Raw genomic sequence first — 2,338 nt, 5'->3', positions numbered from 1 at the left:
CAAAAAAAGGTTTTTTATAATTTGTCTAAAAAGCGAAGCTTATGTAGGTTTTTTCAGATTTTTAATATCTTTTTCGCATTTTGGCTTAGAATTTTTTCTTTTTCATCAACATTTATGTCCAAGCTTAATATATTGGATAAGTGTTCTTTCATGCCTATTTTTCGATCTACATATGTTAGAACCACTGGATAATCGCTTCCGTACAAAATTTTGTCAGCTCCCACTGTTTTCACCGCTCTTCTTACCAGCTCCGGGTCAACAGCTGAGGCATCGGTGAAAACATTATCATAGGTTTTAACCACCTGCATCATCTCTTCAAACCATATTCCCGGGTTCTCTGCACTATAGCTTCCGAGATGAGCCCCCACAATATTCAAACGGGGGAAGTCCTCAGCAATCTTAGTCAAATGAATCGGTTTTGCATCTTCACAAAAATCAGGATATTCCCATAATCCGGGATCACATCCGGTGTGGGTCAGGATCACCAATTTGTTCTTCTGGGCATATTCATAAACTGGATATACACACTCGTCTGAGGGGTTGCAGAATTGGAAGGTAGGTATAAGCTTGATTCCCTTGAAACCAAATTCCTTAATTTTTCTCAGCTTTTCCTTAATCTCCTCCTCCGGTCTCTTCGGATTAATGGAACCAAAACCAATTATCCTATTAGGATCCTTTACAACATATTTGTATATGTCTTCTTCGCTTCTGACAATTCTATCAAACCAAGCCATAATCTCAATAAGTATGCTCCCAAAAGATCCACCACCAAGGCTCGTTACATATCTCACTGGTCTATAGAACAAATCCTGGAATCTCGCAACATCATTCTTATCAACATCAAAAGCGAGTAGAGCTACCTTATCAACCCCGGCCTCATCCATTCTACCAAGAAGTTCCTCCTCCACAGCTTTGTAACCGGGAGGAACGGGGTCCATAAGTATGTCAGGAGGATGCACATGAATATCTATAACTTCAATCTCCCTACCATCTATAATTATCATAAATCTCAATCCTTGATATTCACTTGAAAGATGTGGAACAATATTATACCTCATTATTAATCGATTATAGTAGTTCACCACATTTAAATCTGATGACTCAAACTAAAATTAATTATAAAAATAATACTTAACATTAAAACATTTTTTAATCTAAAAATAAGAAAGTCTAAATGGCCTTCCCATTATGCAAAATTTTTCCCGATCTATATTTCCTTTAACCAGACATCATAAATTTGGCTTTTTTAAATTTCTATTTTTCTTATTGGTTTAAAGATATTTAAACATAAATTCATAATAGGAAAGATTTAAATAATATGATTTATATTTATTAATATAATAAATATGAAAAATATGATTGGTGTGAATTATGGCGAAAATTGGAAAAGATAAATTCATCTTCGGAACCGTAAAAGTCGGTGAAAGAGGACAAATAGTTATTCCAAAAGAGGCTCGAGAAAAATTCAATATCAATCCCGGAGACACTTTAATAGTAATGGGGGATTTGAATAAGGGCATTGCCATAGCTAAAGTTGAGGGACTCAAAGGATTCGCAGTGAAAATTCTCGGAGCATCAGAAGACAAACCACTGGAGCCTTTTGAAATTCCTGAAGTAAAAGAAGAAAAGGATGACGAAAAAACTTAGGAGGAAATTTTAATGGATTCAAATTCCAATCTCCATTTTAAAATGATGGCTTTCGGCTTCAAATTCCGCGATTTCTTTTCCCCTCGCAAGAATATTCTAAAAGACGTGGGAATAAAACCCGGATACCATTTACTCGATTATGGCTGTGGCCCAGGAAGTTACATACTTCCCGCAGCTGATTTAGTGGGCAAATCTGGGAAAATTTATGCCCTAGATATACACCCACTCGCTGCCCAATCGGTCCAGAAAATCTCTTCGAAAAACAGGTTGACTAATGTTAAAACTATCACTTCCGATTGCAAAACCGGTTTACCTGATAGCAGCGTTGATGTGGTTCTACTATATGATACCTTTCACGCTTTAAGTGATCCAAACTGTGTGTTGAAAGAGTTACATCGGGTATTGAAACCAGGTGGAATATTGTCCTTCAGCGACCATCATATGAACGAAGATGAAATAGTTTCCAAGATAACCGGGAGCGGATTTTTCAAACTATCAAAAAAAGGCGAAAAAGTATACAATTTTCAAAAAAAGTAATAATTTAGTGTGAAACATAAAAAGGGGATAATTTTGAGCAAAAAAGCTGTTTTGAATCCTAAAAAAGGGATGGAAATAATTGAGAAAGCCGTAGTAAATAAGGGTTCACAACAGTAGAAAGATTTAATGATAAATAATACCATTCTTGGACTTT

At 35.8% G+C, this 2,338-nt stretch carries 3 protein-coding genes; 2 read left to right on the top strand and 1 reads right to left on the bottom strand.

Annotated elements, in window-relative coordinates:
• Positions 1–53 precede the first annotated feature (53 nt).
• Positions 54–1,004 (bottom strand): amidohydrolase family protein, encoded by a 951-nt coding sequence (locus ACUVXA_RS19845; RefSeq protein ID WP_445873024.1) that lies wholly within the window; start codon positions 1,002–1,004, stop codon positions 54–56.
• Positions 1,005–1,371: 367 nt separating this feature from the next.
• Between ACUVXA_RS19845 and ACUVXA_RS19840 the strand changes: the two genes are divergently transcribed.
• On the top strand, positions 1,372–1,647 hold the full coding sequence (locus ACUVXA_RS19840) for an AbrB/MazE/SpoVT family DNA-binding domain-containing protein (protein WP_445873023.1): 276 nt from the start codon (positions 1,372–1,374) through the stop codon (positions 1,645–1,647).
• Positions 1,648–1,659: 12 nt separating this feature from the next.
• Positions 1,660–2,184 carry a class I SAM-dependent methyltransferase gene (locus ACUVXA_RS19835; protein WP_445873022.1) on the top strand — a complete coding sequence of 175 codons (525 nt, stop codon included), beginning with the start codon at positions 1,660–1,662 and terminating at the stop codon, positions 2,182–2,184.
• Positions 2,185–2,338: the final 154 nt, after the last annotated feature.

The sequence above is a fragment of the Candidatus Jordarchaeum sp. genome (genome assembly GCF_052745115.1).
This window is presented reverse-complemented; position numbering and strand designations above follow the sequence as displayed.